This is a genomic window from Ruegeria sp. N7 (assembly GCF_056531345.1).
This window is the reverse complement of record NZ_JBQFLR010000003.1, coordinates 116,902-130,409: the sequence shown is the minus strand read 5'-3', so window position 1 is coordinate 130,409 and position 13,508 is coordinate 116,902. Positions and strand designations below refer to the sequence as shown.

The 13,508-nt window shown below is 58.0% G+C and carries 14 protein-coding genes; 9 read left to right on the top strand and 5 right to left on the bottom strand.

The features are described from left to right. The first annotated feature begins 88 nt into the window (after positions 1 to 88). The 8 genes from ACR0ES_RS06625 (at position 89) to lpdA (ending at position 9,166) form a co-directional block, all read left to right on the top strand. Positions 89 to 916, top strand: coding sequence for a glycosyltransferase family 25 protein (locus ACR0ES_RS06625; protein ID WP_480869939.1), 828 nt, complete (start codon positions 89 to 91; stop codon positions 914 to 916). Between the two features lie 13 nt (positions 917 to 929). Next, a complete protein-coding gene (gene sucD / locus ACR0ES_RS06620) occupies positions 930 to 1,811 on the top strand; it encodes a succinate--CoA ligase subunit alpha (RefSeq protein ID WP_209506539.1) in 882 nt (293 codons plus the stop codon). 122 nt (positions 1,812 to 1,933) lie between these two features. After that, positions 1,934 to 2,431, top strand: coding sequence for a DUF805 domain-containing protein (locus tag ACR0ES_RS06615; RefSeq protein WP_480869937.1), 498 nt, complete (start codon positions 1,934 to 1,936; stop codon positions 2,429 to 2,431). Next, a complete protein-coding gene (locus ACR0ES_RS06610; RefSeq protein WP_480558803.1) occupies positions 2,428 to 2,970 on the top strand; it encodes a DUF805 domain-containing protein in 543 nt (180 codons plus the stop codon). Before ACR0ES_RS06615 ends, ACR0ES_RS06610 begins: the two co-directional genes overlap by 4 nt. Further along, complete coding sequence (locus ACR0ES_RS06605) at positions 2,967 to 5,924, top strand: 2-oxoglutarate dehydrogenase E1 component (RefSeq protein ID WP_480869935.1); 2,958 nt, start codon at positions 2,967 to 2,969, stop codon at positions 5,922 to 5,924. Before ACR0ES_RS06610 ends, ACR0ES_RS06605 begins: the two co-directional genes overlap by 4 nt. 3 nt (positions 5,925 to 5,927) lie before the next feature. Continuing rightward, positions 5,928 to 7,433: a 2-oxoglutarate dehydrogenase complex dihydrolipoyllysine-residue succinyltransferase gene (odhB, locus tag ACR0ES_RS06600; protein WP_480869933.1), complete on the top strand. Its 1,506-nt coding sequence runs from the start codon at positions 5,928 to 5,930 to the stop codon at positions 7,431 to 7,433. Between the two features lie 2 nt (positions 7,434 to 7,435). Beyond that, positions 7,436 to 7,705 (top strand): hypothetical protein, encoded by a 270-nt coding sequence (locus ACR0ES_RS06595; RefSeq protein ID WP_480773334.1) that lies wholly within the window; start codon positions 7,436 to 7,438, stop codon positions 7,703 to 7,705. A 72-nt stretch (positions 7,706 to 7,777) separates the two neighbouring features. After that, positions 7,778 to 9,166, top strand: a complete 1,389-nt coding sequence (lpdA, locus tag ACR0ES_RS06590) for a dihydrolipoyl dehydrogenase (RefSeq protein WP_480773335.1) — start codon at positions 7,778 to 7,780, stop codon at positions 9,164 to 9,166. Between the two features lie 21 nt (positions 9,167 to 9,187). Here the strand turns inward: lpdA and ACR0ES_RS06585 are convergent, their stop codons facing one another. Beyond that, positions 9,188 to 9,766 (bottom strand): TetR/AcrR family transcriptional regulator, encoded by a 579-nt coding sequence (locus ACR0ES_RS06585; RefSeq protein WP_480773336.1) that lies wholly within the window; start codon positions 9,764 to 9,766, stop codon positions 9,188 to 9,190. Positions 9,767 to 9,868: 102 nt separating this feature from the next. Between ACR0ES_RS06585 and ACR0ES_RS06580 the strand changes: the two genes are divergently transcribed. After that, positions 9,869 to 10,462: an NAD(P)H-dependent oxidoreductase gene (locus tag ACR0ES_RS06580; RefSeq protein WP_480773337.1), complete on the top strand. Its 594-nt coding sequence runs from the start codon at positions 9,869 to 9,871 to the stop codon at positions 10,460 to 10,462. 19 nt (positions 10,463 to 10,481) lie between these two features. Here ACR0ES_RS06580 and ACR0ES_RS06575 read toward each other — a convergent pair whose 3' ends face one another. Genes ACR0ES_RS06575 through ACR0ES_RS06560 form a run of 4 tightly spaced genes read right to left on the bottom strand, consistent with a single transcriptional unit; the run spans position 10,482 to position 13,387 of the window. Further along, a complete protein-coding gene (locus ACR0ES_RS06575) occupies positions 10,482 to 11,087 on the bottom strand; it encodes a pyridoxamine 5'-phosphate oxidase family protein (RefSeq protein WP_480483127.1) in 606 nt (201 codons plus the stop codon). Then, positions 11,074 to 11,814 carry a lysophospholipid acyltransferase family protein gene (locus tag ACR0ES_RS06570; RefSeq protein WP_267363220.1) on the bottom strand — a complete coding sequence of 247 codons (741 nt, stop codon included), beginning with the start codon at positions 11,812 to 11,814 and terminating at the stop codon, positions 11,074 to 11,076. The genes ACR0ES_RS06575 and ACR0ES_RS06570 overlap by 14 nt, the downstream gene beginning before the upstream one ends. Beyond that, positions 11,814 to 12,713 (bottom strand): cell division protein FtsX, encoded by a 900-nt coding sequence (locus tag ACR0ES_RS06565; protein ID WP_480483124.1) that lies wholly within the window; start codon positions 12,711 to 12,713, stop codon positions 11,814 to 11,816. The genes ACR0ES_RS06570 and ACR0ES_RS06565 overlap by 1 nt, the downstream gene beginning before the upstream one ends. Further along, on the bottom strand, positions 12,710 to 13,387 hold the full coding sequence (locus ACR0ES_RS06560; RefSeq protein WP_209506709.1) for a cell division ATP-binding protein FtsE: 678 nt from the start codon (positions 13,385 to 13,387) through the stop codon (positions 12,710 to 12,712). The genes ACR0ES_RS06565 and ACR0ES_RS06560 overlap by 4 nt, the downstream gene beginning before the upstream one ends. Between the last annotated feature and the right edge of the window lie 121 nt (positions 13,388 to 13,508).

Genomic DNA, 13,508 nt, shown 5'->3' with positions numbered 1-13,508 from the left:
TACCAAAGTGATCTGTCAGGGCTTTACCGGCTCGCGGACCGGATCGCTGTTGGTGCAGGCTGCCTGATCTCACTGGAATCGTAACCCCATGACCATCCCTATCTTCCTCATAGGCCTAGAACGCGCCACCGGGCGGGCGCGTTTGATGGCGCAGGAGCTGCAAAAGGCAGGCCTGTCGGCAACGCGCATCAACGCTGTTGATTGCGACGCCGCCACCCGTGAGGAATTCCTGCGTGAATGCCGGTCTGAGGGACCTTGGGGTTATTTCCATACCAAGGACATGGCCTGCACCCTCAGTCACGCCAAAGCGTGGGAGGCCGTTGTCGCCTCTGGCGCGGAGCAGGCTTTGATACTTGAGGATGATGTTTTCCTGTCGCCAGAACTGGCGGATTGGTTGAACGATGCATCCTGGTGGCCAGAGGATGCCGATATCGTGCGGTTCGAACGCTGGCGCAGCACAAAGCTTTACCTCGCACTTGAGCGCAAAAGCTCATCCCATCTGGGTCGGGAACTGCGCCTGATGCACTCACGCCACCCCGGCGGTGCCGCATATGCGTTGACCCGGCAAGCGGCAGAACACTTTCTGGCGCAAAAGCCCTATGACATCACGCTGGATGGCCTGTTGTTCAACCCGTCAGCCTCGGCTGCGGCGCGTCGGGTCAATGTCTATCAGGTGGTTCCTGCGATGGTCGAGCAAGGCAACGAAGCGCCGGGCGAAATCCAGATGGGTGCCCACCGCGCACGCCCTACGGGCTGGCCGCTGGTCCGCCAAAAAATCAGGCGCGGTATCGCCGAAATCAGCAGCGGCCTGCGCACGATGGCCGATCTGGCCCTTGGTCGCGCCACGCTTCAGAAAATCACCTATGCGCCGCAGGTTCTTCCAGCGGCTGAACCCTATCAATCCCACACCGCCTAGAGAAAGGGACAAAATGGCAGTCCTCATCGATGAAAACACCAAAGTGATCTGTCAGGGCTTTACCGGCTCGCAAGGTACATTCCACAGCGAACAGGCTATTGCCTATGGCACCAAGATGGTCGGCGGCGTGACCCCCGGCAAAGGCGGGATGGAGCATCTGGGCCTTCCCGTGTTCAACTCGGTCCACGAGGCCAAGCACGTGACCGAAGCCAACGCATCGGTGATCTACGTACCGCCCCCATTCGCGGCGGATTCGATCCTCGAAGCGATTGATGCCGAGATGGAAGTGATTGTCTGCATCACCGAAGGTATCCCGGTTCTGGACATGATGAAGGTGAAACGCGCGCTGGAAGGCAGCAAGTCGCGCCTGATTGGCCCGAACTGCCCCGGTGTCATCACGCCTGACGCCTGCAAGATCGGTATCATGCCCGGCCATATTCACAAACGCGGCAGCGTGGGTGTCGTTTCCCGCTCGGGTACGCTTACTTATGAAGCCGTGAAACAGACAACGGACGTAGGACTGGGCCAGTCCACCTGTGTGGGCATTGGCGGCGACCCGATCAAAGGAACTGAGCATATCGACGTGCTGGAATGGTTCCTGGCGGACGACGAAACCACGTCGATAATCATGATCGGTGAGATCGGCGGCTCGGCCGAGGAAGAGGCTGCGCAGTTCCTGGCCGATGAGGCCAAGAAAGGCCGCAAAAAGCCGGTTGCAGGTTTCATCGCAGGCCGCACGGCCCCTCCGGGCCGCCGCATGGGCCACGCGGGCGCGATTGTCGCCGGCGGCAAAGGCGGTGCCGAGGACAAGATCGAAGCCATGCGCTCGGCCGGTATCGTCGTGGCCGAAAGCCCGGCACAGCTGGGTGAGGCTGTGTTGGAAGCGATTGGGTAAGTGATGGCTGCCGGTCGCACATGTGTGCAGAGGGCAGCGCCCGACTGCGGGTGGGTGCAACGCACCCGCCCATGGGGCGGTCGGGCGCTGCCCCGGCAGTGCCGCCGAGTAAGTGAGTGTTAATGGGGCCGAAACAAGCCATATCGACTGGTATTCGAAAAGCACTCGTCTTTTCAGGCAGGGCTACGCGCGCCGAGTTTTGGTGGTTCGCACCTTTGGCGGCTATGATGCCAATAATTGTAACTCTGCATCTTGACTGGCGTGTTTCCTTCGGCTGGGGAATCGGGCGGTTGATAGTGGTGATGGCAACCTCTATCCCTTTGCTCGCGGCTATGAGCCGACGGTTACAAGATACTGGAGAAGATGGTCACCAGGCCCTGTATCCTTTCATGCCAATTATACTCATCTGGATTGGGCACCAGGTCTTCTTGTTGTTCAGTTTATTGATAGGTGGGCCAATTTTGTGGCTGATCTTGGCATTCCTGACCCTTGGGCCGATGTTTCTAGCGGCACTCGTCGCGAGTGTGATGGTAACAGCAAATATCATCGGAATGATGCTTGTCGCGTCTGAGCCGGGGAGCAACCGGTTTGGTGTGCCAAATGGAGAAGTGACCGCATGACCTTCTCCGACGCCATACGCACCTGCTTCTCCAAGTTCTTCACCTTTTCGGGCCGTGCTTCGCGGCCCGAATACTGGTTCTTTTTTCTGTTCATCGTGATCTGGAACATCATCGCTGGGATCATCGACTGGCAGTTCTTCACGCAGGTCGCGGTGACGGAAACCGAAACCTCGAAATCCGTGTCAGCCACGTCCTCGCAACCGGTGCAGGGCATCGTCGGCCTGATTGTATTCTTTCCTCATTTGACGGTCGCTTTCCGGCGGATGCACGATACCGGTCGCAGCGGGCTGTATGCTCTGCTGCCGATCCTGTTGATCCTTGGCGCCGGAGCTGTGCTCGTTTTTGGTATCGGCCTGGCCTCTCATTTCCAGCATGGCGGCAGGCTGGATATCCTGTTCACCCGCGCCACGTTGCTCATCGTTCTTCCGACACTACTGGTACTGGTGGTGTCGCCCCTCCTGGTTCTATGGTGGCTGACACGCCCCAGCCAGCCAGGCACCAATCAATACGGTCCCAACCCAACAGAGGTAGCCCTATGACCGAACATTCGCCCAATTCCGCCTTTCATGCCTCAAGCTTCATGCAGGGGCATAATGCCGAATATCTGGAGCAGCTTTATGCGCAATACACAAAGAACCCCGGTGCGGTGGATGCCGCATGGGGCGCGTTCTTTGATGCCATGGGCGATGATGCCCCCGATGTTCAACGCGAAGCCGAAGGTCCGTCCTGGGCGCGCACCGACTGGCCGCCGATGCCAGCAGACGACCTGACTGGTGCGCTGACTGGTGAATGGGCCGAGATTGACGCCAAAGCGGCGGGCAAGAAGATCAAGGACAAGGCGGCTGACAAGGGGGTCGAGGTCAGCGACGACCAGATCAAACGCGCCGTGCTGGACAGTTTGCGAGCACTGATGCTGATCCGGGCCTATCGCATCCGGGGCCATCTGGCCGCGGATCTGGACCCGCTGGGCATGCGCGCTGCCAGCACCCATCCTGAGCTGGACCCGAAGACTTACGGTTTCACCGATGCCGACATGGATCGCCCGATCTTTATCGACAACGTACTGGGATTGCAGGTCGCTTCCATGCGGCAGATCGTTGAGATCGTGAAACGCACATATTGCGGCACCTTTGCGCTGCAATACATGCATATCTCGAACCCCGAGGAAGCCGCGTGGCTGAAGGAGCGGATCGAGGGCTATGGCAAGGAAATCGCATTCACCAAAGAAGGCCGCAAGGCGATCCTGAACAAAATGGTCGAGGCCGAGGGCTTTGAGAAGTTCCTGCACGTCAAGTACATGGGCACCAAGCGGTTCGGTCTGGACGGAGGCGAGGCGCTTATCCCGGCGATGGAACAGATCATCAAGCGCGGTGGCGCGCTTGGCCTCAGTGACATCGTCATCGGGATGCCGCACCGGGGCCGCCTGAACATTCTGGCCAACGTGATGGGCAAGCCATATCGCGCGATTTTCAACGAATTCCAGGGCGGTAGTTTTAAACCCGAAGACGTGGATGGCTCTGGCGATGTGAAATATCACCTCGGCGCCTCCAGCGATCGCGAATTCGATGGCAACAGTGTGCACCTGTCATTGACTGCCAACCCCTCTCACCTTGAGGCGGTAAACCCGGTGGTTCTGGGTAAGGTCCGCGCCAAGCAGGACCAACTGGGCGATACAGATCGCACAAGGGTCATGGCGATATTGCTGCACGGTGATGCGGCCTTTGCCGGTCAGGGTGTTGTGGCCGAGGGCTTTGGCCTGTCCGGCCTGAAAGGGCACAGAACCGGAGGCACCATGCATATTGTGGTGAACAACCAGATCGGGTTCACAACCGCGCCGCATTTCAGCCGCTCAAGCCCCTATCCCACCGATATCGCGCTGATGGTCGAGGCCCCGATCTTCCATGTGAACGGTGACGACCCCGAGGCGGTAGTTCACGCCGCGAAGGTGGCGACCGAGTTCCGCCAGAAGTTCCATAAAGACGTGGTTCTGGACATCTTCTGCTATCGCCGGTTTGGCCATAACGAGGGCGATGAGCCCATGTTCACCAACCCGATCATGTACAAGAAGATCAAGACCCATAAGACAACGCTTTCCTTGTATACCGAGCGGCTGGTCAAGGACGGGCTGATCCCCGAAGGTGAGATCGAAGATATGAAGGCCGCATTTCAGGCCCACCTGAACGACGAGTTCGAGGCCGGGAAAGACTACAAACCCAACAAGGCCGACTGGCTGGATGGGCGCTGGTCGCATCTTGACAAGAACAAGGACGATTATGTCCGGGGTGAAACAGCGATCTCGGCAGAGACACTGGCGGAAATCGGAGCCGCACTGACCAAAGCTCCTGACGATTTCGCAATGCACAAAACCGTTGGGCGGTTGCTGGAACATAAGAAGCAGATGTTCGAGACCGGTGCAGGATTTGACTGGGCCACGGGTGAGGCACTGGCGTTTGGATCGTTGCTGACCGAAGGATATCCTGTGCGTCTGGCCGGGCAGGATGCAACGCGGGGCACGTTCAGCCAGCGTCACTCTGGGTTTGTTCATCAGGAAACCGAAGAACGGTATTACCCGCTTAACAACATCCGTGCCGGGCAATCCCAATACGATGTTATCGACTCGATGCTGTCCGAATACGCGGTGCTGGGTTTCGAATACGGCTATTCGCTGGCAGAACCGAACGCTCTGGTTCTGTGGGAGGCGCAGTTCGGCGACTTTGCCAACGGTGCGCAGATCATGTTCGACCAGTTCATCAGCTCGGGTGAAAGCAAGTGGCTGCGGATGTCCGGTCTGGTCACATTGCTGCCACACGGGTTCGAAGGGCAAGGCCCGGAACACTCGTCAGCGCGTCTGGAACGGTTCCTGCAAATGTGCGGTCAGGACAACTGGATCGTGGCGAATTGCACGACACCGGCGAACTATTTCCACATCCTGCGCCGTCAGTTGCACCGGACCTTCCGGAAGCCACTGATCCTGGTGACACCGAAGTCACTGCTGCGTCACAAGCTGGCCGTCAGCACGGCGGATGATTTCACCACTGGGTCCAGCTTCCACCGGGTGCTGTGGGATGACGCGCAGAAGGGCAACTCTGACACCAAGCTGGTGGCCGATGACAAGATCAAGCGCGTCGTCATGTGTTCCGGCAAAGTCTACTTCGACCTGCTGGAGGAACGCGATGCGCGTGGCATCGACGACATCTACCTGATGCGGATCGAACAATTCTATCCGTTCCCGGCACATTCACTGATCAACGAACTCGAACGGTTCAAGAATGCCGAGATGGTCTGGTGTCAGGAAGAGCCCAAGAACCAGGGTGCGTGGACCTTTATCGAACCCAACATCGAATGGGTCCTGTCCCGTATCGATGCTAAACACACTCGCCCGACCTATGCCGGTCGCGCCACATCGGCCTCGCCCGCAACGGGGCTGGCCAGCCAACACAAAGCCCAACAAGAAGCGCTGGTTAACGAAGCGCTGAGCATTGAAGGAAAGTAAGCGATGACGATTGAAGTTCGTGTTCCCACGCTTGGCGAATCGGTCACCGAAGCCACAGTTGCAACCTGGTTCAAAAAGCCCGGTGATGCGGTCGCCATGGATGAGATGCTGTGTGAGCTGGAGACAGACAAGGTCACCGTCGAGGTTCCTTCTCCCGCAGCGGGTGTAATGGGTGAAATCGTGGCAGCCGAAGGCGAAACCGTCGGTGTTGACGCCTTGCTGGCAACGATTGCGGCGGGCGAAGGCGCAGCCCCGGCGCCAGCCGCAGCCCCGGCAGCGGCACCTGCCGCATCAGGTGGGTCGGTTGACGTGATGGTTCCGACACTTGGTGAGTCTGTGACGGAGGCAACCGTTTCGACCTGGTTCAAGAAGGTTGGCGACAACGTCGCGCAGGATGAGATGCTGTGCGAATTGGAAACCGATAAAGTCTCGGTTGAAGTTCCCGCACCGACTTCGGGTGTTCTTGCGGAAATCGTTGCTCCAGAAGGATCGACCGTGGATGCGGCTGCCAAGCTGGCCGTCATCTCCGGAGCTGCCGCTGGTGCAGCAGCCGCGCCGGCACAGGCAGCAGCGGCGGCGCCCGCAGCAACAAGCACCGGAAAAGACGTCGCAAACGCACCGTCCGCCCAGAAAGCAATGGCCGAAGCCGGACTGTCGGCTGATCAGGTCACCGGAACAGGCCGCGACGGTCGCATCATGAAGGAAGACGTAGCCAAAGCCGTTGCAGCAGTTTCAGCCCCGGCACCTGCGGCGGCTGCGCCCGCCCCTGTGGCCCAAGCCCCACGCGCCCCTGTGGCTGCCGAGGACGAGGCCCGCGAAGAACGCGTGCGGATGACCCGCCTGCGCCAAACCATTGCCAAACGTCTCAAGGACGCACAAAACACCGCTGCGATCCTGACCACCTACAACGAGGTGGACATGACCGAGGTCATGGCCCTGCGCAATCAGTACAAAGACCAGTTCGAGAAGAAGCATGGTGTGCGTCTGGGCTTTATGTCCTTCTTCACCAAGGCCTGCTGCCACGCGCTGAAAGAAGTGCCCGAGGTCAATGCCGAGATTGATGGAACCGACATCGTCTACAAGAACTTCGTGCATATGGGCGTTGCCGCCGGTACGCCGCAGGGTCTGGTCGTTCCCGTGATCCGTGATGCCGACAGCATGTCCTTTGCCGCGATCGAAAAAGCCATCGCCGAAAAGGGCAAGCGCGCCCGTGACGGCAAGCTGAGCATGGCTGAGATGCAGGGTGGCACCTTCACCATCTCGAACGGTGGTGTCTATGGTTCGCTGATGTCCTCGCCGATCCTGAACCCTCCTCAGTCGGGTATTCTGGGCATGCACAAGATCCAGGACCGCCCGATGGTCATCAATGGTGAGATCAAGATCCGCCCGATGATGTATCTGGCCCTGTCTTATGACCACCGGATTGTCGATGGCAAAGGTGCCGTTACCTTCCTCGTTCGTGTGAAAGAGGCGCTGGAAGATCCGCGCCGCCTGCTGATGGACCTGTAAGCATGGCAACGCATGTCCTTTGGCAAGCCGACGTGGCCGATTTCAACGCCTGGCTGAAAGTGTTCCGCGAGGACAAACCGATGCGCAAGGCCGCGGGTATCCGCGACCTGCATGTCTGGCGCGACCCCAACCAAAAAGACCACGCCATCGCGATGTTCGAGGTTACAAACCTGGACAAGGCCAAAGCCTTCTTTGGTTCCGAAGAATTGGCGATGCATCACGAGCGGGGCGGAATTGCCCATATCTCGATCAAGCTGCTGGAACCTGTTTGACAATGACTATTTCCGACCCGCCAAATCGGGTCGGGGAAGCGCCGGAACGTCCGGTCGATTTAGGAGAATGTAATGGCAAATTATGACGTCATCGTAATCGGCGCCGGGCCCGGCGGCTATGTCTGCGCGATCCGCTGCGCTCAACTGGGTTTGAAAACCGCCGTGGTCGAAGGGCGCGAAACACTGGGCGGTACTTGCCTGAACGTGGGCTGCATTCCCTCCAAGGCGCTGCTGCATGCCAGCCATCAGCTGCACGAGGCCGAGCATAACTTTGCCAAGATGGGCCTGAAGGGCAAAGCGCCTTCAGTCGATTGGAAGCAGATGCAGGCCTACAAGGACGAGGTCATCGACGGCAACACCAAAGGCATCGAATTTCTGTTCAAGAAGAACAAGATCGACTGGCTGAAAGGCTGGGGATCAATCCCAGCCGCAGGTCAGGTCAAGGTGGGTGATGAGGTCCACGAGACCAAGAACATTATCATCGCCTCTGGATCGGAACCATCTTCTCTGCCCGGTGTTGAAGTTGATGAGAAGGTTGTCGTGACTTCAACCGGTGCTTTGTCGCTGAACAAAGTCCCGAAGAAAATGGTTGTGATCGGCGCGGGTGTGATCGGGCTGGAACTGGGATCGGTTTACAGCCGCCTGGGCGCCGAGGTGACGGTGATCGAGTTCCTCAAGGAGATCACGCCGGGCATGGACCCTGAGGTGCAAAAAACCTTCCAGCGCATTCTCAAGAAACAGGGCCTGACCTTTATCATGGGTGCAGCGGTGCAGAAAACCGAAGCGACCAAGACCAAGGCCAAAGTTACCTACAAGCTGCTCAAAGACGACAGTGAACATGTGATCGACGCCGACACTGTGCTGGTTGCCACAGGCCGCAAACCCTATTCGGATGGTCTGGGGCTGGACGCTTTGGGCGTCGAGATGACCCAACGTGGTCAGATCAAGGTTGGTGCCGACTGGCAGACCAACGTGCCGGGCATCTATGCAATTGGCGACGTGACCGAAGGCCCGATGCTGGCACACAAGGCCGAAGACGAAGGAATGGCCGCTGCCGAACAGGTTGCAGGCAAGCACGGTCATGTGAACTATGGCGTGATTCCGGGCGTGATCTACACTTGGCCAGAAGTTGCCAATGTCGGTGAAACCGAAGCGACGCTCAAAGAACAGGGTCGTGCCTATAAGGTCGGCAAGTTCATGTTCATGGGTAATGGCCGCGCCAAAGCCAACTTTGCCTCTGATGGTTTCGTCAAAATCCTGGCCGACAGGGAAACCGATCGCATTCTGGGTGCCCATATCATCGGCCCGGGCGCAGGTGATCTGATCCACGAGGTTTGTGTGGCGATGGAATTCGGTGCTTCTGCCGAGGATCTGGCGCTCACCTGCCACGCGCATCCGACGTATTCCGAAGCGGTGCGCGAGGCTGCCCTGGCCTGCGGAGACGGCCCGATCCACAGCTAACACCCCTGACCCCTGCGGCGATCAGCTTGCCGGGGTCAGCCATGCATCCAGATATGTTTCCAGTCTGTCTGTGAACGTTGTCGCTGAATGCAGCGCGCAATACTGTAAGGACATGGCCTGAATGGCAAAGGCCTGCACGCCTTCTGCCAACAGCTCGGATGGTACATCCTTGCGTACCTCTGCGGTTTCAAGCCACATCATCACGACCCGGAAATACCGTTCAAAACAATAGGCAATCGGCCCAATATCTGCGATTGCCGTTGCCCCCGAGTATCTGATCAACAGATCGAACACGTACCGTTCGGACGTCATGAATTCGTGGACCGGTTCCAGCGAAGCGATAATCTCTGGTACCGTTTTGGGTGGGGTACCGGATCGGGCCTGATCCAGGCAAGCATTCAGCTTGTCCGCTATCAAGATTTCCATCAGCGCATCCTTGTCGCGGAAGTGTGCAAAGAAGGTCCCCTTGGCAACACCCGCGGCCTTTACAACTTCATCCACCCGCAAGGCTTCATATCCGCCATGTCGGAAAACCTCTTCCGCAGCTGATAGAAGCTTGGCGCGGGTCTTGATGGTACGTTTCTGGATCGTTTTTTGCATAACGCCCAATCGCACATTTTTTGACCGTAGTCAAATTTAATATTGACCGCGGTCATTTTTTGATTCTATAAACTGACCGCGGTCATTTTTAGGAGAACCCCGATGCACCCCAAGAAAATCCTCATCCTCGATGGACATCCGGCAGAAAGCAGCTTGTCACGCACATTCGCAGAAACCTATGGCGAGGCAGCCCGCAAAAACGGACATGATGTCCGAATAGTCCATCTGAGCGACCTGCAATTCGATTTTGATTTCGGTCAGGGCAACTATCACGACTTCAAGCCGCTTGAACCGGTTCTGGAACAAGTGTTGCAGGACTTCGAATGGAGCGACCATCTGGTCCTGACCACACCTATGTGGTGGGGCGGGCTGCCTGCAAAACTCAAGGGATTGATTGACCGGATGTTCATACCGGGGCGGACATTCGACACCCGAAACACGACGATGGCTGGCCTGCCAGCCCCGATGCTGACCGGACGCACGGCACGCGTTATCCTGACCTCAGATACGCCGGGCTGGTTCATGCGCCTGATGTACAGGCAAGCGCTTATTCGACAGGTTCGGGGCCAGATCCTCGGGTTTGTTGGCTTCAAACCAACGCGATTCACTTACTTTGCAGGCGCAAGCTATCCCAAACCGGGCAGCGTTGATCGCTGGATCAAAAAGGTGTCCAGAATCGGAGCCGCCGCAGCTTGACTGAACAACCGTCCGCTACCTACCACATTGTTTTGGCGGCGCGTGCAGCCCAGTCTTTGTCATATTGCGCGCCGCCCTCTTCACCCTCTGACGCCTCCGACAAAAGCTGCCCAATCGTCGGAAGGTCCTTGCTTTCGTCGCCACAAGTCCAAGTGCGGGCGCGCATCAGTGCACGCGCGCACTGACTGTAAATCTCGTCAATCTGCACGACGATAACCGTCGCCGGAACCTTGCCAGCCTTTTCGAACTGGTTGCGCAATGCCGCGTCTGCGGTCAATCGGGCTGTTCCGTTAACCCGAACGACATTGTCAGAACCCGGCACAAAGAACATCAGCGAAACGCGCGGATCCCGAACAATGTTGCGCAAGCTGTCCAGGCGGTTGTTTCCCCGCCAGTCAGGCAGCGCCAGTGTTTTTGGGTTCAATTCGCGCACAACAGCACCGTCGTCCCCACGTGGGCTTCCGTCCACACCCTCGGGACCAACTGTACTGAGAACACAAAGGCGCGCGGCTTCAATCCACTTGCGATAGAGCGGAGTTAAGTGTCGAACGACCTTTCGCAACGAAGCAGCACCCGGCGTTCCGTACAACGCCTCGAGATCTTCTACTTTTTCAATGAATTCCATCAGGATCAAACCCCACTTCGCGCATCAATTCGTTCGAGCGTGTTTCGATGACTTCCTCCAACCGCGCGAGGAACTCATCGCGGGCAACACCTGGTTTGATCGGCTCCAGAAAATCTACAATGGCAAGGCCGGGCTTACGCATCACGCCTGTGCGGGGCCAGAACACGCCAGCATTCGTAGCAACCGGAACACATGGAAAACCAAGGCCTTCATACAGGACCGCTGTACCAACCTTGTAGGGTTTCTTTACTCCCGGTGCCACACGCGTGCCCTGCGGATAGATCACCAGCTGACCGGGTTCGGAAAACTCTTTTGAGACGTCCTTGACCATTTTTGCCACAGCCGCACCGCGCTTGCCGCGATTGACCGGGATACAGCCAAGGCGTCGTGCATACATGCCAATGACCGGTGTGAACAACAGCTCGCGCTTCATGATAAACTTGCCGTGCGGAATGGCGTCGAAAATCATGATGATATCAAGGAACGACTGATGTTTGGCCCCGATGACCACTTCATTCGTTGGGGCATTGCCCCGCACCTCACAGCGAATACCAACCATCCACCGGGCCAGCCACATGGTGCTTTTGGCGTAGGTTTTGCACGCTTTCAGGGCACCGTTTTTGGAAAACAGCGCATAAGGCAGAAACGCGATGCCAAGGATCAGCATCCAGGCATAGATCACAATCATGAAGATGAGGGAACGAACCCACTGAATTGCCATCAACATCAGGAAAGCTCCTTCAACTTGCGTCGGGCCGCGGCCCATGTGGCAACAAAGGCAACGGCTGCCCCAAGGACGGGGATAAGAACCGGCAATACCCAGTCTTTGCCCTGAAATCCAACTCCGGTCAGAAACCCGCCCGCGTCCGAAGCTTCGGGCAAAAGCAAGACACCTGTCATTCCCAGCAGGGTACCAACCGAGGCGCCGAAAAACGCGCGATAGGTAAACCGCCGTACAAAAGCACCGGCGATGAAACCATCCTGTGCGCCAACCAATCGCAGGACCTCGATAATCTGCGCATTGGCCGCAAGCGATGCGTTGGCCGCAAGAGTAATCATCGCAGCGGTCGCGCCACCGATCAGCAGGATTGATATCCATCCCAGACGACGCAGGGACATCGCTGCATCGACCAGCGGTTCGCGCCATCGCGTATGATCATCCAGAACCGCGCCCGGTACCTCAGCCCCCAATCGCAATCGCAGCCCGAGCGCATCCAGTCCCGGTTCGCCCTCGATGATCTCAATCAGCTGCGGGATTGGCAAAGTATCCAACGGCAGGTCCGGCCCGAACCATGGTGCCAGCAACGCGGCTTGTTCATCTGCGCTAAGCGCACGGGCAGACGCGACACCGGGTGTCTGGCTGAGGACGGTCAATGCCGCTTCTGTCTGGGCAGCAAGCTGCTCGGCCGGTGCGTTGATGCGTAAGGTTGCAGCGCCCGCCAGTTCCGAGGCCCACCGATCCGCGATGCGGCCAGAGGCGAGGGACAAAGCCAAAGCAAAAACAGCAAGAAATGCCATAGCACCAGCGACAAACAGCGTCAGATGCGCGGTGTAGCCGGTTGGTGGAACAACGCGGTCAGCACGGGTATCGCCGCGCAGCAGGTTTTGGATATCAGCCCCAGTCACAGGTCTGCCCCCGCCAGATGCAGCTTTCGCTGCGAAATCCGCAAAACACGGGCCTGAACATGACTTTTTGCCGCGCGGATCAGGCTCAGGTCATGGGTGGCAATCAGAACGGTCTTTCCCATACGGTTCAGCTCGACCAGCAGGTGCAACAAACGTTGCGACATCTCCCAATCGACATTGCCCGTGGGCTCATCAGCCAATATGACATCGGGCGACAGGATGACGGCGCGCGCCAGAGCCGCCCGTTGACGTTCACCGCCGGACAATTCCGGTGGCCGCGCTTCGAGACGTGCACCAAGCCCCACCCAGCTGAGCAGTTCGGTCAGATTGTCTTGCCCGGACGATTCCCCGCGCCCAGAGACCATCAGTGGCAAGGCGACATTCTCGGCAAGCGTCATATGGTCAAGGAACTGGCAATCCTGATGAACAACGCCAACACGGCGACGCAGCACGGCCAGCTGATCCCGATCAAGGGCCGAGATATCCTGATCAAACACGCTGAGACGTCCCGAGGTTGGTAACAGTGCCCCGTAACACAGCTTGAGCAATGTCGTCTTTCCCGCCCCCGATGGCCCGGTCAGAAAATGGAACGACCCCGGCTGCAATTGAACCGAGACATCGCTCAGCAACTCGCCACCACCGTAGGTATAGCTGACATTTTCCAGCTCGATCACACGTGCCCCCAATATTTTGCCGCTCTTCTTGCCCGAGCATGGCGACGGTTTCAATGGCTCTACCGAGTCCAATTGGTGACACTTGGCCCATGAAACCGAAAACGCCCTTTGCTGTTGGGTC

Coding starts and splice junctions, on each gene's coding strand:
- ACR0ES_RS06570 (WP_267363220.1), bottom strand. CDS start 11,814: ATGTTGATGGCAATTCAGTGGGTTCGTTCCCTCATCTTCATGATTGTG.
- ACR0ES_RS06580 (WP_480773337.1), top strand. CDS start 9,869: ATGCACCCCAAGAAAATCCTCATCCTCGATGGACATCCGGCAGAAAGC.
- ACR0ES_RS06615 (WP_480869937.1), top strand. CDS start 1,934: ATGGGGCCGAAACAAGCCATATCGACTGGTATTCGAAAAGCACTCGTC.
- ACR0ES_RS06595 (WP_480773334.1), top strand. CDS start 7,436: ATGGCAACGCATGTCCTTTGGCAAGCCGACGTGGCCGATTTCAACGCC.
- odhB (WP_480869933.1), top strand. CDS start 5,928: ATGACGATTGAAGTTCGTGTTCCCACGCTTGGCGAATCGGTCACCGAA.
- ACR0ES_RS06585 (WP_480773336.1), bottom strand. CDS start 9,766: ATGCAAAAAACGATCCAGAAACGTACCATCAAGACCCGCGCCAAGCTT.
- sucD (WP_209506539.1), top strand. CDS start 930: ATGGCAGTCCTCATCGATGAAAACACCAAAGTGATCTGTCAGGGCTTT.
- ACR0ES_RS06575 (WP_480483127.1), bottom strand. CDS start 11,087: ATGGAATTCATTGAAAAAGTAGAAGATCTCGAGGCGTTGTACGGAACG.
- ACR0ES_RS06605 (WP_480869935.1), top strand. CDS start 2,967: ATGACCGAACATTCGCCCAATTCCGCCTTTCATGCCTCAAGCTTCATG.
- ACR0ES_RS06610 (WP_480558803.1), top strand. CDS start 2,428: ATGACCTTCTCCGACGCCATACGCACCTGCTTCTCCAAGTTCTTCACC.
- ACR0ES_RS06625 (WP_480869939.1), top strand. CDS start 89: ATGACCATCCCTATCTTCCTCATAGGCCTAGAACGCGCCACCGGGCGG.
- lpdA (WP_480773335.1), top strand. CDS start 7,778: ATGGCAAATTATGACGTCATCGTAATCGGCGCCGGGCCCGGCGGCTAT.